Origin of the sequence: Exiguobacterium sp. s121, assembly GCF_018617245.1 — a bacterium.
Taxonomy (GTDB): domain Bacteria; phylum Bacillota; class Bacilli; order Exiguobacteriales; family Exiguobacteriaceae; genus Exiguobacterium; species Exiguobacterium profundum.
This window is the reverse complement of the sequence record NZ_JACSJV010000001.1, coordinates 1,012,564-1,033,788: the sequence shown is the minus strand read 5'-3', so window position 1 is coordinate 1,033,788 and position 21,225 is coordinate 1,012,564. Positions and strand designations below refer to the sequence as shown.

Sequence of the window (21,225 nt, the reverse complement as noted above, 5' to 3'; positions counted from 1 at the left end):
CGATTCATCTTCAGTCAGCCTCGTACGATTCATTATTCGGCTGGTGCAGCCTCTTCTTCAAACCATTTCTGTGCTAACTCTTCGATTTCTCCACTGTCGATCATCTTTTTCAACTCTTCGTTGAATTGATCGCGGAGTTCATCATCTTTACGGAAGGCAGCAGCAGAACCCGCTTCTTCTTCGTCCACGATCTCAAATGTCGTCAATTCACTGTCTTGCTCGAGGTATTTTTTCGCGACCGTATCTTCGATGACCATCGCGTCAATACGTCCTGTCTTAATTTCTTGAATGATCTCAGGAATCTTGTTCAACGAGACGATTTCAGCATCTGCGATTTGATCCTTTGCGATTCCTTCTTGAATCGAACCGAGTTGGACACCAATCTTTTTGCCTTTCAAATCTTCAAGTGATTGAAGTGAATCATCTTTTGACAAGATCAAGTTCACTGCTGTGAAATAAATATCTGAGAAATCGGCATTTTCTTTACGCTCTTCTGTCGGAGTCATCCCCGCCATGACGAAGTCGACTCGACCTGCATTGAGGGCCCCAAGTAAGCTTCCGAAATCCATATCTTCAATTTTCAATTCATATCCCATGTTCTCTGCCACTTTTTTGGCGATATCGATATCAAATCCGACAATCTCGTCGCCATTCGCTGTATCGACGAACTCATATGGGAAGTAATCGGCACTCGTACCCATGACGATGACTTTGTCATCCTCACCATCGGTCGATGTCGATCCTCCTTCGTTCACGTCTGCCCCACATGCGACTGAGAACGCGGCCAGTCCTGCTAAACATAATGCTAGAAAACCTTTTTTCATCTTCATCTCCCTTTCGTAGTTGAATGATAATTATCAGAACTTTAACAAAATTATGACATATGTGTGAACGTAGCTCAACTGTTCTATGACACATCAGTTGTCCGACTTGTGTCTTCAACCACTATATACACATAATTATTACTTGTAAAGTATATTCATGCAATTCATACAAAAAAAGAAGGTCACATTCGCTCGAAAGCGAAATATGTGACCGTTCCATTGTCGCGCGACCCGTACGGTTGCACCTGTTTGACAGAAGTCATGGGGATAGCACTGTATACATGCGGGTAACGTTCTCCATCCTCATCCAGCTCATAATGTAACAGCTGTCCGAGACGATTGACGTGCAACGAAACGAGCACGACCGCTTCTCCCGGATACGATTTTTTGACGACTTTTCCAATCTGTTGCGGCGTACAACATTTAATCGTCCCTTCCGATTGAAGTGACGGTTCATTGATTTCACCGCGTGACAGGGCAATCATATATTCTGCCTCCGTCATGATTTTGATGACTGGTTCCATATACCCTGCCCCTTTTCACAAAAGCGCAAAGGCAGTGCCTTTGCGCCGATGCTTGATTATGCGAAGTAGATGTCGAACAATGTTTGCAACTGGTCAACGAGTTCTTCAGCAGTCGATGACTCGATTTCACTACGCTCTACCATCGTCACGATGTTGCCATCCTCAAGAAGCGCGATTGATGGTGAAGACGGTGCATATCCTTCAAAATACTCACGTGCACGATCTGTCGCTTCACGGTCTTGACCAGCAAACACGGTCACGAAATGATCAGGCTTCACACCTTCCATTTTGTTCACATATGCAGCAGCTGGACGCGCAATCCCGCCTGCACACCCACAAACCGAGTTGACGAGGACGAGTGTCTTCCCTTCTTTTTTCAGCGCACCGTCTACTTCTTCCGGTGTCGTGAGCTCTGTGTATCCTGCAGCACGTACTTCGTTACGCGCTTGTTCGACTACATCTTGAAAATATAATTGAAAATCCATGTTGTTTCCCCTTTCGACATTTCGTCTGTACACCCTTATTTTACGTCTTGTTCTACCTCGAGGACAAGTCTATCGCTCAATTCCCGTTCTAAGAACGGATCTGCCTGTAACATTTGTTTAAAGGCGAGGTAACGTGTCTTCGTCTCAGCAGTCGCCTGGCGGTTCGTCAAGTAGGCACGAATCATGATATTTTTCGGGGTGTGCTCGAGGTCGATGAATTCGAGCAGCTGGGCATCATACCCGACAAGACCGAGCAGTTCAGCCCGAATCGAATCGGTCGCGAGTGAGGCGAACCGTTCTTTGATCAATCCGTGCTGAAGCATCACGTCTAGATTCGGTGCTTGAATTTGACGATTCAATTCCTTTTGACAACACGGGACGCTTAAGATGACTTTCGCGCCCCAACGGACAGCACGTGCCAATGCCATATCGGTCGCCACGTCACATGCATGAAGGGTCACGACCATGTCAACAGCTGTTTCCCCTTCATATTCATTAATGTCTCCGACTAAGAATTCGAGTCGTTCATATCCAAGATCTTTCGCAATCGATGCACACTCTTCGATGACCTCTTTCTTCAAATCGAGTCCTGTGATATGCACGTCATATCCTTTCATCTCATGAAGGAAATGATAGAGCGCAAACGTCAAATACGACTTCCCTGAACCGAAATCCAAGATTCGGACGGTACGGTCTGTCGGCAAGTGTTTAAGCGAGTCCTCAATGAACTCAAGGAAGCGGTTGATTTGTTTAAACTTGTCATACTTTTGACGCTTCACTTTCCCGTCCGCTGACTGAATGCCGAGTCGAATGAGAAACGGAACTGGCTCGTCAAGCGGGAGCACATATTGTTTTTCACGATTGTGACTCAGTTGAACTTCTTTTTGAGCCGTCTGCTTTTCTTTCAATGTCACTTTGAACTTTTTCGATAATTGGAACTGGAGGTCGGAATCTTTTAACTGAAACTGTCCTTGTCGGAACGTTTCGAGAAGCTCATTCACTTCCGTGACAGCCTCATCTGGTGTCAAGTTTTTATGGTTCATCACCCGCTCATACTGATACTCGAACTGGATATGATACGCATTTCGTAACATGACCGGTTTCAATTTGACCCGTCTGAGATCGCTAGATTTTTGACGGGGTTGACTGATGGTCGCCGACACGAGATGATTTGATTGTAAGACGTCTGCGAGACGTTCTTGTAACGCTTTATATTCCAATGGATTCAATCCTTTTTTAGAAATTTTGAAACATATCGTTTCACCTATCCGTACATACTATTACACGAAGACGACGTTACGTCAAAGGAGGATACACATATGTTTAAAAAGATTTTATCATCAATCGGAATCGGTGCCGCAAAAGTCGACACACGCTTGAATGAAAGCCACTGTACACCGGGTGGAGAACTCACTGGAGTCGTCCATATCGAAGGTGGTTCGGTCGAACAATCCGTCGATAGCATCTATCTCTTCTTCAACACGTTGTATAAACATGAGGTGAACGATAAATCGACATACTCGACGTTCACGATCGAAAAAATTTTATTGAATGAAGCACCGTTTATGATTGGTCCTGGAGAAGTGAAAGAGATCCCGTTCACAGTCAACGTCCCGTTCAATACGCCACTCTCTGTGAGTCAATCGAAATCATGGATTGAGACCGGACTCGACATCGCCCAAGCCGTCGATCCGAAAGATGAGGATGCGATCACCGTACAACCGAATGCGGCTCAACAAGTCATTTTAGATGCGATGGACGAGCTCGGATTCCGTTTGAAGAAAGCCGACACGGAAATGCTTCCGGCACGCCATCGTTCTGGGCGCCTCCCGATTGCACAAGAACTCGAGTATTCAGCGAACGGTTCACGCTTCGGTCGACAATTGGACGAAGTAGAGGTCGTCATCTTACAAGAAGAGGGTTCGATTGAACTTCTCATTCAAGTCGACCGCAGTGTCCACGACCTCGGAAGCCTTTTCGCCGATTTGACGGGTTCAGACGAATCAACGCACCGTGTGCGATATGACGTCGCACGTTTATCAGTTGCCGAAGTCCGTCGCGACATCGAATCGATGATTGAACAATCGATTTGAGGAACTCACTGACACGCCATTTCTATGAATGGCGTGTTTTTCTGAGGTATTGAATTTGATAATCCATTATTTTACAATCAACATATGGAATCAACCCTTTTCTGGAGGTGACTACATCTTGTTTGCTTTAATAATGATTGGGAGTTTCGGTCTTGCAACGCTTGCCTTACCGATTCTAGAGACTAGTCTTTCTGATTCACTCGCTTTCTTCACGCTTGGTGGGCTCGAAGTGCTGATTGGTTCGATTGCCATGTGTCTCATGCGCAATCCGTCGACAAACGCCTTATCCTTCATGAAGTTCATGCCCTATCTTGTACTATTGATTCATTTCCCTGCCTCACTCCTTTTGCTTTGGATTTCTTCGGTCAGACATGATGGGGTCTCTGCATTTTCATTAAACTATGTCTTTATATACTGGATCTTCCTCCTGTTCGTCGTAGTCAGCAGATTGATGTATCTTGCCTATCAACGACGATTTCAGAAGGCGCTTGATTAGAAAGGATGATTCAACGTTGCATTTACTTCAGTTACTCCAAGACCGAGCAATCCCGCTTACACTATTCGCGACGCTCGGCCTATTCAGTCTCGTGTTTGCATTTTCACTCTATAAATCCAAACAACGACTCTCCAAAGGACTCGTCACAATAGGCATGTCCTTGTCGTTCCTTCTCCTACTGATCTCAGCCGCAAGCTTCGTCTTCACGGTATTCCTTGGCTATAACTCATGAAAAATGGAGGCGCCCCACTGGGAGCGTCTCCATTTTTTAATCAATATACGGTATATGTGTTCGGGTCGATTGACTCGAGCGATTGTTTGATTGCTTGCAAGAACTGACCTGCGACGAGACCGTCGAGGACACGGTGGTCGACCGACATACAAAGGTTGACCATATCGCGTGCCGCAAACATTCCATTCATCCATACCGGACGCTTCACGATCGACTCGACTGATAGAATTGCCGCTTGTGGGTAGTTCAAAATCGGTGCCGATTGGATCGAACCAAATGCACCTGTGTTGTTGATGGTGAACGTCCCACCACGCATCTCTTCTGCCTTCAAACGGTTCTCACGCGCTCGCGTTGCAACGTCTTGAAGGGCCACGGCGAGACCTTTGATGTTCTTCTCATCCGCTTGGCGAATGACCGGTACGTAAAGGGCGTCGTTTGCCGCGACGGCTACCGAGAGATGGATGTCTTGGTGAACTTTGATGTGATCTCCTGCCCATTCCGAGTTCATCATCGGATACTTCTTCAATGCTTCGATGGCAGCCTTCATGAAGAACGGCATGAACGTCAATTTGACGCCTTCCCGTTTCATGAACTCGTCTTTCAATTTCGCACGGGCTTCAACGAGGTTCGTCACATCCACTTCAATCATGAGCCATGCGTGTGGCGCCTCATGCTTCGAGCGGACCATATTGTTCGCAATCGCTTGACGTACCCCGGCTGTCGGAATCGATTCATAACGTCCAGATGACGTCGAGGATGATGCGACCGGTTGTGACGGTTCAACGACAGGACGTGGCGCTTCAGTCGGAACGTCCATCTTTGTTTGTACCATCGTCTCTTGGACAGGTGCTTGTGTCGCTTTCTCAGAAGTCGATGCCGGACGTCCTTCTGATAAGTAACGAAGAATATCTTTCCGCGTGATCCGACCGCCTAGACCGCTTCCGCTCAGTTCATTCAAATCGATATCATTCTCGTTGGCGAGTCGGATGACAGCAGGTGAGTATCGACCGTTTCCACTTTGTTTTTTCGGAGTAGTGGCGACCGCTTGCTTAGAGACGGGTTCTGCAGGTGTCGTTTCTGCAATCGGTTCGGTCTTCGTCTCAACTACGGCTTCCTCCGCACTTTCAACTTCCATCGTCAATACCGGTGTCCCGACGCTGACGGTCTCCCCTTCTGGAATGAGAAACTCTTTGACGACTCCCGCGCTAGTCGCCGGAATCTCGGCCGTCACTTTATCCGTCATGACTTCCGCGAGTGGTTCATACTCTTCCACACGGTCGCCCGGTTTGACGAGATAGGTCGTGATCGTGCCTTCTGTCACACTCTCCCCAAGTTGGGGCATGGTAATCGTTTGTTCCATAGAGATGCCTCCTTAAAACGCCGCGAGCTGACGCGCGCGCTCGGCAATTTTTTCTGGGGATACGATAAAGAATTTTTCCATCGGTGGTGCATACGGCATTGCCGGCACATCGGGGCCAGCCAAACGCTCAATCGGCGCATCGAGTTCGAAGAGCGCCTTCTCCGCGATAATCGCCGCCACTTCTCCGATGATGCTTCCTTCTTTGTTGTCCTCTGTCACGAGTAGCACTTTACCTGTCTTCTTGACCGATTCGATGATCGCTTCTTGGTCGAGCGGGTAGACGGTACGAAGATCGAGGATGTGCGTGCTGATCCCTTCTTCTTCGAGCGTTTTCGCAGCCTCTTGTGCCATATGCACGCAAAGACCGTACGTGATGATCGTGATATCGTCACCTTCCCGTTTAACCGCAGCCTTACCGATTTCAACCGTATATTCGTCCGTCGGCAAGTCTGCCTTCAAAAGACGATAGGCGCGCTTATGTTCAAAGAAAAGAACAGGGTCGTTCGAACGGATTGCTGCTTTCAACAACCCCTTCGCATCGACTGGGTCTGATGGAATGACGACTTTCAGACCTGGCGTCGAACTGAACATCGCCTCGACCGATTGCGAGTGATAGAGTGCCCCGTGAATGCCCCCACCGAAAGGAGCTCGGATGACCATCGGACACGTCCAATCGTTGTTTGAACGGTACCGAATTTTTGCCGCTTCTGAAACGATTTGGTTCACTGCTGGCATGATAAAGTCTGCGAATTGCATTTCTGCGATCGGTCGCATGCCGTACATGGCAGCTCCGACCCCGACTCCGGCAATCGCACTCTCAGCGAGCGGTGCGTCGATGACACGATCCTCTCCATACTTTTCAATCAATCCTTGAGTGGCTCGGAATACACCACCACGAACGCCGACGTCTTCCCCGACGACGAAGACGTTTTCGTCGCGCTCCATTTCTTCATGAATCGCTTCATTGATCGCTTCGATAAACGTTTTCATCATTTTTCCTCCTCATAGACGTAATCTAGTGCAGATTCAGGCGATGCATACGGTGCTTTGTCCGCATATGTCGTCGCTTCATTCACTTCAGCATCGATTTGTGCATCGATTTCAGCAAGTGTCTCCGCCGTTGCGATTCCGTCGTTCACAAGTCGTTGACGGAACAATTGAATACCATCCCGCTCTTTTAACCCAGCCAATTCTTCAGCTGAACGGTACGCTTTGTCATCGTCATCCGATGAGTGTGGCACGAGACGTTCAACTTCTGCTTCGATTAATGTCGGTCCTTCTCCGCGAAGTGCACGTTCACGCGCTTCCTTCACGACCGCATAGACGGCGATCGGGTCTGTCCCGTCGACTGTCACACCTGGCATGCCGTAACCTTTTGCACGGTCTGATACGCGCTCACATGCCAACTGTTTCGTAAGCGGAACCGAAATCGCATACTTGTTATTCTCACAGAACAAGATGACCGGCAACTTGTGGACACCTGCAAAGTTTGCGCCTTCATGGAAGTCTCCTTGGTTCGAAGACCCTTCTCCGAACGAAACGAACGTGACGAGTTCTTCTTTTTTCATCTTCGCCGCAAGTGCGATCCCGACTGCATGAGGGACTTGTGTCGTGACCGGAGACGAACCCGTTACGATGCGATGCTCTTTCGAACCGAAGTGACCAGGCATCTGACGACCACCTGAGTTTGGATCTTCCGCTTTCGCGAATGCCGATAACATTAAATCTCTTGATGTTTGACCGAAGTGAAGGACGACCGCCACATCACGATAGTAAGGCAAGACGTAGTCGATTCCTTTCTCGAGTGCGAACGCCGCACCGACTTGCGCCGCTTCTTGTCCTTGACATGAGACGACGAATGGGATTTTTCCGGCGCGGTTCAACTTCCACATCCGTTCATCGATTTTGCGAGCACGTACCATCGTTTCGTACATCGCCAATAAATCTTGTTTCGTTAAACCAAGCTCTTCATATGAGTTTACAGTCATCTGTTCCATCCTTGTTCCTCCTTAGGCGTGAATCGGTAATCCATCGACGGCAAGAGCCGCTTCTTGGAAGGCTTCGCTCAGTGCAGGATGCGGGTGCACAAGTTGTCCCATCTCCCAAGCCGTCGCGTTCAAGACGAGCGCGAGTCCACCTTCTGTGATGAGTTCGGTCGCTTTCGGTCCTACGATATGAACACCGAGAAGGTCGTCTGTTTCTTTGTCCGAAACGAGTTTGACGAATCCGTCGGCTTGTCCTTCAATCCGCGCTTTCCCGAGTCCGTTGAATCGATACGTCCCCGTCTTCACATGATGTCCGGCATCTTTTGCCGCTTCTTCTGTCAAGCCGACCGAAGCGACTTCAGGGACACTGTATACACAGCGTGGAATGAGCGCGTAATCAAGCGGTGTCGGCTCAAGACCAAGAATCGTCTCGACCGCTTTCACACCTTCTGCCGACGCGACGTGGGCGAGTTGTAACTTCCCGATGCAATCCCCGATTGCGAAGATATGACGTTCTTTCGTCCGATACTGACTATCGACTTGAATGATGCCGTTCTCTACGACGATAGAAGTGTTTTGAAGTCCTAAGTCTTCCGTGTTGGCAACTCGGCCAACCGAGACGAGGACACAGTCTACTTGTAACATCTCTTCCCCGACAGCAATCTCCACTGCATTTTCGTGAATCAATGTTCGTTCAGCGTCGACCGTCACGCTCTTCTTCACACGGACGCCACGCTTCTTCAATAGACGCTCCACTTCACGGGAGACTGCCTTGTCCTCGAGTGGGAGTAATCGATCTCCTACTTCGATCAACGTCACGTTCACATCTAAATCGACGAGCATGGACGCCCATTCCACTCCGATGACCCCGCCACCGACAATCGCAATCGATTCAGGAAGCGTTTCAAAATTGAGGAGGTCGTCTGAATTCAAAATCCGCTTGTGATCGAACGGCAATCCAGGAAGTTCACGAGGAATCGACCCTGTCGCGATAATCAATTGATTCGGCAAGATCAGTTCTGATTCACCGCTTTCATCTTCAACGGATACAGTCCCTGGTTGAGGTGAGAAGATGCTTGGTCCAAGGATCGAGGCTTTTCCGCGAAACACTTCGATTTTCCCTTGTTTCATCAAATGCTCGATTCCCTTTTCAAGACCAGCCACAAGATCACGTTTATACGTTTGAGCGCGTTCCATATTGAACGTCACATCTCCCGTCTCCACGCCATACGTCGCACTTTGCTTCGCCGTTTGATAGACATGTGCAGCTTTTAAAAGTGCCTTCGTCGGGATGCAACCTCTATGTAAACAGGTGCCGCCTAACTTTCTCGCCTCGACGATTGCGACAGATTTCCCTGCCTGGGCCGCCTTGATTGCAGCCACATATCCTCCTGGTCCTCCACCGATGACGACAACATCAAATTCTCGTGCCATGTGTATCCCCCTCATAAACTCGTGCGGTCTCTTCCTTCTCGATGACGCGAAGTGCACCTTCAGCCAACGCTTTAAGCTCATCTTCACCCGGATATACGTGTACCGGCGCGAGATAAGTGACACGCTCCTTGATTTTTTCAGTCAGCCACTCGGAATATGCAATCCCGCCCGTCAGTAAGATGGCATCCACACGACCGCATAATGTCGCGCCGTGTTTTGAAATCTCTTGAGCGACACGATAAGCCATCGTCTCATACAACAGTCTCGCCTCATCATCACCTGATTCCACCCGCTGCTCAATCTCAATGGCATCGAACGTACCGAGATGAGCAAATAGGCCGCCCTGACCGACAATTTTCTTTTTCATTTCCGATTCTTTATACCTGGTACTATAACATAGTTCTACTACCTGTCCAACAGGAATCGAACCTGCCCGCTCCGGCGCGAGCGGTCCATCTCCGTCGAGACCATTATTCACGTCGATGACTCGACCTGCCGCATGGGCACCGACTGTGATTCCCCCACCAAGATGCGCAACGATAAGATTCATTTCATTGTAATCGCTTCCATTTTCAGCCGCGAATCGTTTCGCGACAGCCTTTTGATTGAGGGCATGGAAAATGCTACGACGATTGATTTCTGGCATGCCGGTCTTTCGGGCCAACTCGTCCATCTCATCGACGACGACTGGATCCACTATGAAACTAGGAATCCCTTCAGCCCCACCGATTTTCGAAGCGATTAGACCACCGAGATTCGATGCATGCATCCCGAAACGTCCGCTCGTCAAATCTTCACGCATGAGATCGTTGACTGTATACGTTCCTGACGTCATCGGTGCAAGCAAGCCACCACGACCGACGATCGCGGTCAAATCATTGACCGCGATGCCCGTCTCTTCTAACAAGGCGCGTACTTCTTGCTCACGATGAGGCAACTGCTCTGGAAGTGTGAGACCCGTCACATCGATTGAATGTCGGACCGTACGTGTCATCACTTCTTCCTTCCCATCAAACAATCCAACTTTCGTCGAGGTCGACCCTGGGTTGATTGCAAGAATTAGCCGTTTTGTCATCTTAGCGTCTCCCTAGAATGCTTTTTTCAACTTTAAGGAACTGGCTGCGTGAACGCGACATCATGTGAATCCGCTCTTCCGCCATCTTATCGGCCGCTACATGCGTTGGTACACCATCACGTTCTGCGATCTCAAAGACGCGCATCATGTTGTCATAAATGAGTTCGACTTTCTTCATTGCCCGTTCACGGTTGTAGCCTTCAAGTTCGTCCGCGACGTTGATGACACCACCTGCATTGATGACGAAGTCTGGTGCATAAAGGATTCCGTTCTCATCGAGCACGTCTCCGTGACGATCTTCTGCTAATTGGTTATTGGCAGCGCCTGCGACGATTTGTGCTTTCAATTGCGGAATCGTTTTGTCGTTGATGACGGCACCGAGAGCACATGGTGCAAAAATATCACATTCGACCGCATAAATCTCATCTGGTTTGACGACCGTCGCACCAAAGTCTGCTTCGGCACGTTTGAGTGCTTCCTCATTAATGTCGGTCACAATCAAATGAGCACCCTCTTCGTGGAGGTGACGGCACAAGTTGTAGGCAACGTTTCCAACACCTTGAACAGCGACGGTTTTCCCTGCGAGCGACTCAGTCCCGAATTTCCATTTCGCAGCAGCTTTCATTCCACGATACACACCATATGCCGTGACCGGTGAAGGGTTACCACTTGAACCGAATGCAGGACTGACGCCCGTGACGTAATCCGTTTCCATGTGAATGAAGTCCATGTCGGCAACTGTTGTATTTACATCTTCAGCCGTGATATAACGACCACTAAGAGATTGAACATATCGTCCGAATGCACGGAAGAGCGCCTCTGATTTATCTGTCTTCGCATTTCCGATGATGACGGCCTTCCCGCCCCCAAGGTTGAGACCCGCTGCAGCATTTTTATATGTCATTCCTTTTGCGAGACGCAATACATCCGTGAGTGCCTCTTGTTCTGATTCATAGTTCCACATACGTAGTCCACCGAGAGCTGGCCCGAGCGTCGTGTCATGGATGGCGATGATCGCCTTTAGTCCAGACGCTTGGTCTTGGCAAAATACGATTTGCTCATAGTCCTCAGATTGTAAGACATCAAAAATACGGAAGCGTGGCTCTGTGTTTGTTTCCATCATGATTAATTCCTCCTGTTAAGTACGATTAATGTTTAGCATGTAACAAAGCGAATGCGAGCGAATATAGCTTCGCTTCGGCAGTATCGGCACGACTTGTCAATACAACAGGGGCAGATGCGCCGACGACAATCGCCGCTACGCTCGCCTCTGCGAAATACATGATTGATTTATAAAGGACGTTGCCGACCTCTATGTAAGGTACGACTAATAAATCGGCTTGACCGGCAACTTCACTGTTGATTCCTTTTTGCTTTGCTGCGACCATGTCGACAGCGTTGTCGAGCGCGAGCGGTCCATCTACGACACAGCCCTTGATTTGTCCACGTCGATTCATTTGGCTAAGTAGTGCCGCATCGAGAGTCGCATTCATTTGTGGATTGACTACCTCGACTGCTCCAATGGCTGCGACTTTCGGCGATTCGTAACCGATGTCATGCATCGCTTCTACCGCATTGTGAATAATTTCGACCTTCTCTTCGAGTGTTGGTGCGATATGAATCGCCGCATCCGTCACTCCAATCAACTTTTCACGATTCGGAATTTGGAATAGTGCGATGTGGCTGAGCGTCCGCTTCGTACGGAGTCCAGCTTCACGATTAAGGACGGCTTTCATAAATGTCGATGTCGACACCATCCCCTTCATGAGGACGTCCGCCTCTTTATTTTTCACAGCTAATGCGGCACGTCGCGCAATCTCAACGTCACCTTTCGCATGTAAAATATCGACGGCTGACTCATCGATTCCATGCTGTTCACATAACTTTCGGATCTCTCGAGCTTCACCGAACAAAATGAAGCGTGACAGTCCATGATCCGTAGCGAGTTTTACGGCCCGGATGACTTCTTCGTCCGCCGCCCCCGCAATGGACACGGTACAGCCTTCTAACTCTTTTGCGTTCGTCAGCATCCGTTCAAAATTCATCATTGTCCCCCCTTGCTCTCTACACTATATCATAAGCAAGTTTGTTTCCTAAATTGTAAGCGCTTTATAATGCGGATGACCATGCAAATTAATGCTTACCATGCAGTAATGTTCATGCAAATTATTGCGTGGTTCCGAGTTTATTGTATAATGTTCGGATCGAAATCTTTAATCGGCGGGCTGCTTCTGATTTGTTGCCGCCTGCCTCTTCAATTGCTCGTTCAATCAAATCGCGTTCATATTTTGCAACTGCCTCGTGAAACGTTCCAGATTCGACTACTTTTTGACTCGTGGAACGATTGGATAACTGCAAATGATGTGGGGCAATCCACTGTTCGGAGCTTGCCATATAAATCATCGCACGACCGATCACATTCTCCAGTTCTCTCACATTCCCTTTCCAATGCTGGCTCTTCAGTAATGTTAAGGCATCTTCGTCAACGCCACGTACACTACGACCGTATTCTTGATTCAGTTTCCGGATCATCCGTTCACATAGTGCCTCGAGTTCATTCAGTCGCTCACGTAATGGTGGGATATGGATCGGCATCCGATTGATTCGGTAATACAAATCTTCCCGGAATGTTCCGTCTGCTACTTTTTGTTCGAGATCGGCATTCGTTGCGGCAATGATTCGGACATCGATTGGGATTGCCGTCGTCCCTCCGACACGGACAATTTCATTTTCCTGAAGGACACGTAAAAGCTTCACTTGGACATCAAGGGGGAGCTCCCCGATTTCGTCTAGAAAGAGTGAACCGCCATCCGCTTCTTCGAAATATCCTGTTTTCCCACCACGTTTAGCCCCACTGAAGGCTCCATCTTCATAACCGAATAGCTCACTTTCAAGTAGCGTCGGTGAAATCGCCGCACAGTTCACGCGAATGAACTTTTTATATTTTCGAGGAGATTCTCCATGAATGGCGTGGGCGAACAGTTCCTTTCCTGTTCCCGATTCTCCGCGAATCAATACCGTCACGGGGGTCACAGCCGCAAGTTTCGCCTGTTCGATGACAAATCGCATGGCATCACTCGTCGCAATGATATCGGCAAACTGATATTTCGCTTCTAGATTCCGGATGCGTGTCTTTGCCTCCTGCAATTCATCACGCAGTGCACGAATCTGAGATACGTCACGAATGACCCCGACCGATCCTCGCAACTTCCCTTCGACGATGATCGGTTCCGCATTCACAAGAATATCTCGTCGTGTCGCCCCAATTTGCATCCGGATGTCCCGAACGCCTTGCCCGGTCGATAGTACTTTTAAATGGACGCTTTCCTGCATCCCGATATCTGCCGTCGCTGGTTTGTCGACCACATCTTCTTTTTTGAATCCGGTCAACCGTGTATAAGACGGATTGATCAAAATCGTGTTACCGTGATGATCTGCGACCGAGATGGCCTCACTCGTACATTCAATGATGGCCTCGAGCATTTGTTGATTCTGTTTCAATCGTTCGACCACAATCCGAATAAATTCCCCTGGTAAGACGACTGCATCTTTGAAATGATCCTTTAATTGTTCAAACGTTTGATGCTTCCCCGTCGTTTCGATGACAAAATCTAGAGTCGCATCCGCATACTGTTTCCAATCGTCCGCCACAGATATGCCATAACTTTTAGCAAAGGCTATTCCTTCGGCAGATGCATCAGAATCTACAACCGCGATAATGGTCGCCAATGGTGAATCCATCAACATATTTAATACCTCAGTCCCGCCTTTACCAGCTCCGACAATCATCAATCGTTTATTCATACCGATTCCCCCATCAACTCTCTTCTCTATTTCATGCTACTGAATCCTCACCTGATTCGCAAGCTGCCCAAAAATAGACCGTGTCGAACAGATCGATTTCTGTTAAAATAATGTATGGTAAAGGAGGAGATTGCATGCGTTTTATCGCGCTTCTAATCTTAATCGTCCCTGGGTTATTAGGTGTTTACGGAATCAAATTGCTACGCGATAGCTTCTTTTTGAAGACGAGCGCACCGTTTTCATGGTTCGATTCACTCGCTGCCGCCTCCATGTTGCAGGGCACCTTTGGGCTTCTGCTCGCCATGGGCGGGATCGGATTTGTAGCTGGCTATATTTTTAACCGCGACAAAAAAACAGGAAAAGTACAACGCCTCGACTCATAAGCACACAAAAAAGGTTCCCTAACTTGACTTCATTTCAAGTGCGGAACCTTTTATTCATATTGAATTGTGATCACTACGGATGATCTCCTTTCAAACTACGTTACTTACTTTGACATGAAATCCAACGTCTTCTTAATGAAGAAGTATGAAAGAACTTTAGTAACTGCCGTCTTGCGTGAACGGAATCTTACCATTCGAGTTACTAACTGATTTACTTATCGGATCATGTCGAACCATCCATCGTGAAGTCGAACGCTTGCCATAAACTGTTCAACGGTTGACAACACTCCTTTTGGTTAACTGAACGATTGTTTTTTCCTATACCAACCCCTAGCTTCGAGTTGATAATAGAATCGCCTCGCGAATGAGCGACTGTCGCGACCTCACGTCGGGACATTAACGACTTGAGGTGTCGTTCCCACCTCTGAGCTATAATCGGATAGCGAACCGAGATGATTTTGGTTTCTTCAAACGTTGCTCCGGAACAAGTTTGAAAAGCGTTCATCTGACGCTTGTCCAAGTAACTTGGTACATCTTTATTATAACAAAGGCCCATCATTTTGCAAGCGCTTTCTTTCATAAAGTAAATAAATCTGAAAGTAATTGTTTCATCAAAAAAGACTAAGTCCCATCACGACTTAGTCCTCATGAAATGATTCAATTATTCTTAAACGATACATACGTGACGAAGTACGAGATAAACTCCGAGTTTTTCGGGCTTCGCTCACGCTCCGGTCGCCCTTCGAACATCTCATGATCGCGCATGCCGTTCTCCCATGCCGTCTTGATTGCATGACGCATTGCTCGTTCTACACGAGAAGATGTCGTCTCATGCTCTTTTGCGACCATCGGATATAATTCTTTCGTGATGAGACCGAGCAAATCTTGCCGTTCTCGCACGTAAATGACAGCTTGACGGATATACTTGAACCCTTTGATTCGCGGAGAGATTCCGAGTTGCTGAAGCAGGAGTGAGATTTCAATTTCTTCTGGCGTCATTCCGTCGAATTCTCGATTTGTTCCTTCTGACAATTCACGAATTTTCGTTAATAACTGTTGAATATTGAACGGTTTGACGAGAAAATAAGAGGCCCCGAGTTGCACGGCCTGTTTCGTCACTTCATCTTTTCCAAACGCGCTCAACATGATCACTTCCGGTTTGTCATCACCTAATTCTTCATTTAGGCGTTGCAATACTCCGATTCCATCCAAATGCGGCATGATAATATCGAGTAAGAGTACATCCGGTTGGTGTGTCTTGACGACATCCAAGCATGTTTCTCCATCGTGTGCCGTACCTACGACACGAAGATCAGGCTCAGATTCTAGTTGTCGGCTCAACAAATCGACGATTTCTCGATTGTCGTCCGCAATACATAATGTAATCACTTATGACACTCCTTTGATGAACTTCTGTTTTACTTGTTGTGACATCTCAAGTAATTCTTCGACGTGTTGCTTCGTCAAGTCTGTCATTTGAGCGCCAGCAATCATGCGACCCAATTCGTCGATTCGACTTTCACGGTCGAGGGACGTCACATTTGTTTTCGTCCGTTCATTCGTTTCGGTTTTCGTAATGTAAAGATGTTGGTCTGCCATCGCAGCAACTTGTGCCAAGTGCGTGATACAGAGGACTTGAGAGCCGACAGAAAGTCGGAAGATTTTTTCACCCATCGCCTGCGCGACACGTCCAGAGACCCCTGTGTCGACCTCGTCAAAAATAATGGAGGCCACTCCGACCGTTCTTGAGAAGATTGATTTGAGTGCGAGCATGACACGGGAAAGCTCTCCTCCTGAAGCGACTTTTGCGAGTGGTTTGAACGGTTCTCCAACGTTCGTCATCATGTAAAACTCTACGTCATCTAAACCATCTTGTTTAAGCGATGTAGTTTTAAAACGGACCTCGAACGCTGTTTTTTCCATATATAGTTCTTTCAACTCTCGATGAATCGCATGCTGAAGCGACTCCGCAGCCATCTTACGCGCTGAAGACAGTCTCTTGCCAGCTTCTCTTGCAATTTGCTCTAATCGAATGAGTTCATCTGAGAGCGTTTGTAAATGCTCTTCCCGGTTCGTCATCGACTTCAATTCATCCGACACTTGTTCGCCATAGGTGATGACTTCTTCGATGGTCGTCCCATACTTTCGTTTCAATTGCTGGAAAAGAGCCAATCGTGACTCAATCTCATCCAATCGAATCGGGTCAAATTCGAGCGAATCTAACTGGTCCCGGAGTTGAAACTTTGCATCCTCCAACAAATAATAAGCGTTAGAGATTGTCTCCGATACAGATGTCAAAGACGAAGAGAGCTGTGACGCCTCTTCCATCTCGCGCATCGCCACTCCGATTTGATCGAGTCCATTTGACTCCTCGGCAACCGCCTCATACGAGAGACGAATGTGTTGATGAATGCGTTCAAAGTTGGCCAATTCATCCCGTTCTTCTGTCAACGCCTGTTCTTCCCCAACTTTTAATTCAGCCGCTTCGATTTCTTTCGTTTGAAACGACAAAAGATCCATTCGTTGAGCAAGCTCCTGCTCACTTTGACTAAGACGCTTCAATTCATCGGCGACTTGTTTCCAGGCCGCAAATGCCGTTTGATATTCCTCGACTAACGGACTGATTTCTTTTTCGGCGAAATGGTCTAATATGCCAAGGTGAAATTCCGCATCCATTAAATGTTGATGTTCATGTTGACCGTGAATATCGACCAGGAGCCGTCCGAACTCCCGTAACGTCGAGAGCGGCATCATTTTCCCGTTCACACGGCAGACGCTCTTCCCGCTACTATGTAGGTCTCGACGTAAGATGACTGTCCCATCTTCAACATCGATGCCATATTGTTCGGCCGCTTCGATGACCGGGTGATCCGGTTCAATCATGAACAGACCTTCGATTTCAGCTTTATCTTGACCATATCGCACGAACTCACTTGAGCCACGTCCTCCAACAAGCAATCCAATCGCATCCAACAAGATCGATTTACCGGCACCTGTCTCACCTGTGAGCACAGTCATACCTCGATTAAACGGAATGTTTAATTCGTCAATAATCGCAAACTGTTTGATTGATAGTTCTGCTAACATACGTACGTTCACCTCATAACATTCCGAGTAGTCGATCGATGATTTGCTTCGCTTTCTCTTCATCACGTGCAATCATTAAAATCGTATCATCTCCACACACCGTTCCAATCAATTCATCCCAAGATAAATGATCGATCAAGACACCGATTGCATCAGCATTCCCCGGAAGCACTTTCATGACGACCAAATTTTGAGCAGAATCGACCGAGACGAAACTGTCACTAAGGATTCGCTTCATTTTACCGTATGGATTAAAACGTTGATCCGCAGGCAAGCTATATTTATACCGTCCATCGTTCAATGGGACTTTGACCAGATGTAACTCTTTAATATCCCGAGACACGGTTGCCTGTGTGACCGGATACCCCGAGCGACGTAGCTCATCCACTAACTCATCTTGCGTCTCGATTTCTCGATTCGTCACGATGTCTCGAATTTTAATCAATCGCTGTCCTTTGTTCATAAGCGCTGACACCTCATTTTTCGTTTCACATACACATTATCATTCTAAAGTATTGTCGAAAAAAGGTCTAGCATTCCAGGTGGGATTTCCACCATTCCCCATCTAGTAGACGAGTAAAGGAAAAAGCTACAGACGAAGAGGTCTGTAGCATCATTTTATCCCTTAAGTTTGGCATGGGCCGCGTTTACGACCTCTTCGACTTGTAGCGATGGCGAGACGCCACCTACTCCTGTGTACCGAGCGAAGAGAAGAAACTCGATGTTCCCATCCCCTCCAGTGATTGGAGAGTAATCCAAAGCTTCGACAAAGAAGCCTTCCGATGCGAAGTATCGGACCATATCGCTTGCGACTCGTTCATGGACGTTACGGTCCCGAACAATTCCTTTTTTCCCGACATCGGCCTTCCCTGCTTCAAATTGAGGTTTGACGAGCGCCATGACGACACCGTCTTGCTTCAAAATTTGTTTCAACGGTGGCACCATCAGACGAAGCGAGATAAAAGAGACGTCAATCGTTGCGAAATCTGGTTGAATCGGGAACTGATCGGCCGTCGCGTGGCGGAAGTTCATCCGCTCCATGACGACGACGCGATCATCGCTCCGTAGTTTCCAGGCAAGCTGATTATAGCCGACATCGACCGCGTACATTTGAGTCGCGCCGTTTTGAAGCGCACAGTCCGTGAACCCACCCGTCGATGAGCCGATGTCGATTCCGACTCGTCCAAAGACATCGAGCGGGAAGACGTGGAGCGCTTTCTCGAGCTTCAAGCCGCCACGTCCAACATAAGGAAGAACTTGACCCTTCACTTCGAGAGGGATATCATCAAACACTTTATCGCCCGCCTTGTCTAGACGTTCTGTCCCACTATAGACGAGACCGGCCATGACCGACCGTTTTGCCTTTTCCCGTGTTTCAGCAAGTCCACGTTCGACGAGCAATACATCTAATCTAGTTTTCTTTCTTTTTTCCATAATCCCTCACACATTCTGTCGATTTGTCTCCATGACGAACCGTTCAATCGATTCCGCCATTTGGGCAGGTCGCAGTCCAATCTCTTCTAGGAGCTGGTTGACACCGCCATGCTCGATATATCGATCCGGAATACCGAGACGTTGAATCCGTGGAAACGCTCCGGCTTCATTCGCGTGTTCAAGCACGCTACTTCCAAAGCCACCGGCGAGAGCAGCCTCTTCTAATGTCACGAGCGGAATCCCCTCTGCATAAAGTGAAGTCAGCATCGCATCATCGAGCGGCTTGATGCTACGACAGTTAATGACGCGCACACTGAGCTTACCTTCTAATAGTGCTCGGACTTCGAGGGCGTCTTGCACTTGGGGACCGAACGTCAAGATAGCGACATCTGTCCCTTCTGCCTCGACTTCCCAATCATCGAGTGAAATTTCTTGAAGCGTCTCACTCATCGGAACACCGATCCCTTCACCACGCGGGAAACGAATCGCAATCGGTCCACCATCGTAACGGAGTGCAGAATAGACGAGTTGTTGTAATTCTTCTTCATCTTTCGCCATCAAAATTCGAATGTTTGGCACGTGACGCATGAAGGCGATATCGAACACACCTTGGTGCGTCTCTCCATCCGCTCCGACAAGTCCAGATCGGTCAATCGTGAACACGACGTTCAAGTTTTGACGACAAATGTCATGGACTAGTTGATCATACGCGCGTTGGAAGAAGGTCGAATAAATCGAGACGACCGGTTTCAACCCTTGCGTCGCCTGTCCCCCAGCGAGGGTGACCGCATGTTGCTCGGCAATTCCGACATCAAACATACGCTCCGGGAATTTCTTCGTAAAGCAATCGAGTTTCGAACCGACACTCATCGCTGGTGTGATCAACGTCACCCGTTCGTCTGACTCCGCCACTTTCGTGATCGTCTCCGCGACGACTTTCGAATAGCTCGGTCCTTTCGGTTTGCCTTTGATGACTTCACCGGATTCAATTTTATAAGGTCCAAGACCGTGCCATGTTCCGACACCGTCCAATTCAGCCGGACGATATCCCTTCCCTTTTTTCGTAATGACGTGGACGAGAACCGGACCGTCGATTTTCTTCGCGTACTCAAGCGTTTCGAGCAAGTCTTTCAAATCATGCCCATCTGTAGGTCCAAAGTAAGTGAAGCCAAGTTCTTCAAAGAACGTTCCCGGAATGAGAGCAGATTTTAAGAGGTCCTTCACCCGTTCCCCGCTCCGTTCAAGTGAACTCCCGACGAGCGGGATGTGTTTGATGAGTGACTCCATTTCTTCTCGAGCATGCTTCAACTTGCGCGATGCCCGGATACGACCAAGCATATTATGCATCGCTCCTACGTTCGGCGCAATCGACATCTCGTTATCATTTAGAATGACAATCACGTTCTGTTTCTCGGCACCGATGTGATTGAGGGCTTCAAGTGCCATCCCCCCAGTCAAAGCACCGTCCCCGATGATGGCGATGGCACGATCGTTGGCGCGCCCTTTCAATTCATTCGCAATCGCAATCCCCATGGCTGCAGAGAGGGAAGTCGAACTGTGCCCTGTTTCCCACACATCATGCTCGCTCTCACAACGTTTCGGGAAACCACATAACCCATTGTATTGTCGGAGAGTATCAAACTGGTTCGTACGTCCTGTCAAAATTTTATGAACGTATGCTTGATGACCGACGTCCCATACGAGTTGGTCTTTCGGACTGTCAAATACACGGTGCAAGGCAAGCGTCAACTCTACAACTCCCAAGTTTGGCGCCAAATGCCCTCCCGTCACTGCCAATTTTTCAATCAAGAATCGTCTAATGTCTGAACCGAGCGATTCGAGCTCTGATACAGACATCCGTTTCAGGAACGACGGGTCTTGAATGGATGTCAAGTCCATAATGACCATCCTTTCTCCTCACATTTTACTGATTCGTACCTTACATTTTACAAGAATGTGACGGCATATGCCACACATTCCCCAAAACAAAGGTGACACGATGTGCTCAT

Annotated in this window: 21 protein-coding genes; 4 read left to right on the top strand and 17 right to left on the bottom strand. The window is 48.1% G+C overall.

All coding sequences use genetic code 11. The features are described 5' to 3' along the window. Positions 1–32 precede the first annotated feature (32 nt). The 4 genes from KOG47_RS05270 to KOG47_RS05255 all read right to left on the bottom strand — a co-directional run bounded on the left by KOG47_RS05270 (position 33) and on the right by KOG47_RS05255 (position 3,053). Positions 33–824, bottom strand: a complete 792-nt coding sequence (locus KOG47_RS05270) for a transporter substrate-binding domain-containing protein (protein ID WP_031423361.1) — start codon at positions 822–824, stop codon at positions 33–35. Positions 825–1,006: 182 nt separating this feature from the next. Further along, entirely contained in the window at positions 1,007–1,348 is a 342-nt protein-coding gene (locus KOG47_RS05265; RefSeq protein ID WP_012726550.1) for a DUF952 domain-containing protein, read from the bottom strand. Positions 1,349–1,404: 56 nt separating this feature from the next. Then, positions 1,405–1,833: a BrxA/BrxB family bacilliredoxin gene (locus KOG47_RS05260; protein ID WP_012726551.1), complete on the bottom strand. Its 429-nt coding sequence runs from the start codon at positions 1,831–1,833 to the stop codon at positions 1,405–1,407. A gap of 35 nt (positions 1,834–1,868) precedes the next feature. Then, positions 1,869–3,053, bottom strand: coding sequence for a class I SAM-dependent methyltransferase (locus KOG47_RS05255; RefSeq protein WP_214690779.1), 1,185 nt, complete (start codon positions 3,051–3,053; stop codon positions 1,869–1,871). A gap of 99 nt (positions 3,054–3,152) precedes the next feature. Here KOG47_RS05255 and KOG47_RS05250 point away from each other — a divergent pair, with 99 nt between their 5' ends. The 3 genes from KOG47_RS05250 (at position 3,153) to KOG47_RS05240 (ending at position 4,654) form a co-directional block, all read left to right on the top strand. Beyond that, entirely contained in the window at positions 3,153–3,926 is a 774-nt protein-coding gene (locus KOG47_RS05250; RefSeq protein WP_012726553.1) for a sporulation protein, read from the top strand. A 118-nt stretch (positions 3,927–4,044) separates the two neighbouring features. After that, positions 4,045–4,422 (top strand): hypothetical protein, encoded by a 378-nt coding sequence (locus KOG47_RS05245; RefSeq protein WP_215243845.1) that lies wholly within the window; start codon positions 4,045–4,047, stop codon positions 4,420–4,422. 16 nt (positions 4,423–4,438) lie between these two features. Further along, complete coding sequence (locus KOG47_RS05240; RefSeq protein WP_214690776.1) at positions 4,439–4,654, top strand: hypothetical protein; 216 nt, start codon at positions 4,439–4,441, stop codon at positions 4,652–4,654. 40 nt (positions 4,655–4,694) lie between these two features. Here the strand turns inward: KOG47_RS05240 and KOG47_RS05235 are convergent, their stop codons facing one another. The 8 genes from KOG47_RS05235 to KOG47_RS05200 all read right to left on the bottom strand — a co-directional run bounded on the left by KOG47_RS05235 (position 4,695) and on the right by KOG47_RS05200 (position 14,312). Then, positions 4,695–6,014 carry a dihydrolipoamide acetyltransferase family protein gene (locus KOG47_RS05235; protein WP_251131805.1) on the bottom strand — a complete coding sequence of 440 codons (1,320 nt, stop codon included), beginning with the start codon at positions 6,012–6,014 and terminating at the stop codon, positions 4,695–4,697. Between the two features lie 12 nt (positions 6,015–6,026). Continuing rightward, positions 6,027–7,004, bottom strand: a complete 978-nt coding sequence (locus KOG47_RS05230; protein ID WP_012726557.1) for an alpha-ketoacid dehydrogenase subunit beta — start codon at positions 7,002–7,004, stop codon at positions 6,027–6,029. Further along, positions 7,004–8,011 carry a thiamine pyrophosphate-dependent dehydrogenase E1 component subunit alpha gene (locus tag KOG47_RS05225; RefSeq protein ID WP_374193974.1) on the bottom strand — a complete coding sequence of 336 codons (1,008 nt, stop codon included), beginning with the start codon at positions 8,009–8,011 and terminating at the stop codon, positions 7,004–7,006. The genes KOG47_RS05230 and KOG47_RS05225 overlap by 1 nt, the downstream gene beginning before the upstream one ends. Positions 8,012–8,023: 12 nt before the next feature. After that, positions 8,024–9,433: a dihydrolipoyl dehydrogenase gene (gene lpdA, locus KOG47_RS05220; RefSeq protein ID WP_215243844.1), complete on the bottom strand. Its 1,410-nt coding sequence runs from the start codon at positions 9,431–9,433 to the stop codon at positions 8,024–8,026. Continuing rightward, complete coding sequence (gene buk, locus KOG47_RS05215) at positions 9,417–10,508, bottom strand: butyrate kinase (protein ID WP_215243843.1); 1,092 nt, start codon at positions 10,506–10,508, stop codon at positions 9,417–9,419. The genes lpdA and buk overlap by 17 nt, the downstream gene beginning before the upstream one ends. A 1-nt stretch (position 10,509) precedes the next feature. Beyond that, positions 10,510–11,631, bottom strand: coding sequence for a Glu/Leu/Phe/Val family dehydrogenase (locus tag KOG47_RS05210; RefSeq protein ID WP_159562454.1), 1,122 nt, complete (start codon positions 11,629–11,631; stop codon positions 10,510–10,512). 25 nt (positions 11,632–11,656) lie between these two features. Continuing rightward, on the bottom strand, positions 11,657–12,553 hold the full coding sequence (yqiS, locus tag KOG47_RS05205) for a phosphate butyryltransferase (protein WP_211782681.1): 897 nt from the start codon (positions 12,551–12,553) through the stop codon (positions 11,657–11,659). A 121-nt stretch (positions 12,554–12,674) separates the two neighbouring features. Further along, on the bottom strand, positions 12,675–14,312 hold the full coding sequence (locus KOG47_RS05200) for a sigma 54-interacting transcriptional regulator (RefSeq protein WP_215243842.1): 1,638 nt from the start codon (positions 14,310–14,312) through the stop codon (positions 12,675–12,677). 134 nt (positions 14,313–14,446) lie between these two features. On the opposite strand from KOG47_RS05200, the gene KOG47_RS05195 reads away from it, so the two are divergent. Next, positions 14,447–14,695 (top strand): DUF2627 domain-containing protein, encoded by a 249-nt coding sequence (locus KOG47_RS05195; protein WP_031423346.1) that lies wholly within the window; start codon positions 14,447–14,449, stop codon positions 14,693–14,695. Between the two features lie 657 nt (positions 14,696–15,352). Here the strand turns inward: KOG47_RS05195 and spo0A are convergent. The 5 genes from spo0A to dxs all read right to left on the bottom strand — a co-directional run bounded on the left by spo0A (position 15,353) and on the right by dxs (position 21,115). Next, positions 15,353–16,084, bottom strand: a complete 732-nt coding sequence (gene spo0A / locus KOG47_RS05190; RefSeq protein ID WP_074036711.1) for a sporulation transcription factor Spo0A — start codon at positions 16,082–16,084, stop codon at positions 15,353–15,355. After that, the gene (gene recN, locus KOG47_RS05185; RefSeq protein WP_214690772.1) at positions 16,085–17,782 is read right to left on the bottom strand and encodes a DNA repair protein RecN; all 1,698 of its coding nucleotides are present in this window, start codon (positions 17,780–17,782) and stop codon (positions 16,085–16,087) included. Positions 17,783–17,795: 13 nt separating this feature from the next. Beyond that, positions 17,796–18,245 carry a transcriptional regulator AhrC/ArgR gene (gene ahrC, locus KOG47_RS05180; protein ID WP_012726567.1) on the bottom strand — a complete coding sequence of 150 codons (450 nt, stop codon included), beginning with the start codon at positions 18,243–18,245 and terminating at the stop codon, positions 17,796–17,798. A gap of 155 nt (positions 18,246–18,400) precedes the next feature. Next, positions 18,401–19,216, bottom strand: a complete 816-nt coding sequence (locus tag KOG47_RS05175; protein WP_214690771.1) for a TlyA family RNA methyltransferase — start codon at positions 19,214–19,216, stop codon at positions 18,401–18,403. A 6-nt stretch (positions 19,217–19,222) separates the two neighbouring features. Next, positions 19,223–21,115, bottom strand: a complete 1,893-nt coding sequence (gene dxs, locus KOG47_RS05170) for a 1-deoxy-D-xylulose-5-phosphate synthase (RefSeq protein ID WP_196431845.1) — start codon at positions 21,113–21,115, stop codon at positions 19,223–19,225. Positions 21,116–21,225: the final 110 nt, after the last annotated feature.

Coding starts and splice junctions, on each gene's coding strand:
- KOG47_RS05270 (WP_031423361.1), bottom strand. CDS start 824: ATGAAAAAAGGTTTTCTAGCATTATGTTTAGCAGGACTGGCCGCGTTC.
- KOG47_RS05265 (WP_012726550.1), bottom strand. CDS start 1,348: ATGGAACCAGTCATCAAAATCATGACGGAGGCAGAATATATGATTGCC.
- KOG47_RS05260 (WP_012726551.1), bottom strand. CDS start 1,833: ATGGATTTTCAATTATATTTTCAAGATGTAGTCGAACAAGCGCGTAAC.
- KOG47_RS05250 (WP_012726553.1), top strand. CDS start 3,153: ATGTTTAAAAAGATTTTATCATCAATCGGAATCGGTGCCGCAAAAGTC.
- KOG47_RS05235 (WP_251131805.1), bottom strand. CDS start 6,014: ATGGAACAAACGATTACCATGCCCCAACTTGGGGAGAGTGTGACAGAA.
- KOG47_RS05230 (WP_012726557.1), bottom strand. CDS start 7,004: ATGAAAACGTTTATCGAAGCGATCAATGAAGCGATTCATGAAGAAATG.
- KOG47_RS05225 (WP_374193974.1), bottom strand. CDS start 8,011: ATGGAACAGATGACTGTAAACTCATATGAAGAGCTTGGTTTAACGAAA.
- lpdA (WP_215243844.1), bottom strand. CDS start 9,433: ATGGCACGAGAATTTGATGTTGTCGTCATCGGTGGAGGACCAGGAGGA.
- buk (WP_215243843.1), bottom strand. CDS start 10,508: ATGACAAAACGGCTAATTCTTGCAATCAACCCAGGGTCGACCTCGACG.
- KOG47_RS05210 (WP_159562454.1), bottom strand. CDS start 11,631: ATGATGGAAACAAACACAGAGCCACGCTTCCGTATTTTTGATGTCTTA.
- yqiS (WP_211782681.1), bottom strand. CDS start 12,553: ATGAATTTTGAACGGATGCTGACGAACGCAAAAGAGTTAGAAGGCTGT.
- KOG47_RS05200 (WP_215243842.1), bottom strand. CDS start 14,312: ATGAATAAACGATTGATGATTGTCGGAGCTGGTAAAGGCGGGACTGAG.
- KOG47_RS05195 (WP_031423346.1), top strand. CDS start 14,447: ATGCGTTTTATCGCGCTTCTAATCTTAATCGTCCCTGGGTTATTAGGT.
- recN (WP_214690772.1), bottom strand. CDS start 17,782: ATGTTAGCAGAACTATCAATCAAACAGTTTGCGATTATTGACGAATTA.
- ahrC (WP_012726567.1), bottom strand. CDS start 18,245: ATGAACAAAGGACAGCGATTGATTAAAATTCGAGACATCGTGACGAAT.
- KOG47_RS05175 (WP_214690771.1), bottom strand. CDS start 19,216: ATGGAAAAAAGAAAGAAAACTAGATTAGATGTATTGCTCGTCGAACGT.
- dxs (WP_196431845.1), bottom strand. CDS start 21,115: ATGGACTTGACATCCATTCAAGACCCGTCGTTCCTGAAACGGATGTCT.